The sequence below is a fragment of the Mesorhizobium tamadayense genome (assembly GCF_003863365.1).
In the GTDB taxonomy this organism is placed as follows: domain Bacteria; phylum Pseudomonadota; class Alphaproteobacteria; order Rhizobiales; family Rhizobiaceae; genus Mesorhizobium; species Mesorhizobium tamadayense.
Genome location: NZ_RQXT01000206.1, coordinates 1 through 629, shown reverse-complemented (window position 1 = coordinate 629; position 629 = coordinate 1). Strand labels below are relative to the sequence as shown.

General features: G+C 66.1%; 1 pseudogene. It reads right to left on the bottom strand.

The annotated features are described in order from the left end of the window. Window positions 1-629: pseudogene (locus tag EH240_RS37280) on the bottom strand (ParB N-terminal domain-containing protein); the annotation flags it as partial.

Sequence of the window (629 nt, the reverse complement as noted above, 5' to 3'; positions counted from 1 at the left end):
CCAAGGAAGGCCTCGACATCCGTCGTGTAGCGGCTGTCCTCGTCAGCCGGAGCAAACAGGTCCTCGACCCAGGCGATGCCATAGGCCTGCGCCAGGTCGTCGCCGAAGCTGGCGTGCCTGGCGAACATCCGGGTCTTGGTCAAACCCTGCGCCACGCTCCACCACGACACCTGCGGATCGGCCTTGGAGGGCTTGTGCTTCTTCCAGACTTCCTTCTGCTCATCAAGCGAAGCCGACGCGATGGTGCGCAGCTGTTGCTCGTTGGGCATGTCGCCCTTGGCCATCTGATCGAGCATGGCGGGCAGGACGTTCGCCAACAGGCGCAGCTTCCGGATCTGGCGTACCGGCAGCGCCAGCGCCACGGCGATCGCTTCCTCGGTCCAGCCCAGTGCAACAAGACGCTCGATCGCGCGCCATTGGTCGACGGGACTGAGCTGCTCATGTGCGAGCGTGTCGGCCAGCGAGCGCATGGCGCCGCCATCCTCGGCCCTCTCGATCACCAGGACGGCGATCTCTTCCAGACCGGCCGCGATCGCCTGTTTCACCCGGCGATGGCCGGCATCGATGACGTAGCCATTGCCGCCATCCGTCTCCAGCGCCACGACAGGCGGCTGCACGATGCCGACGGC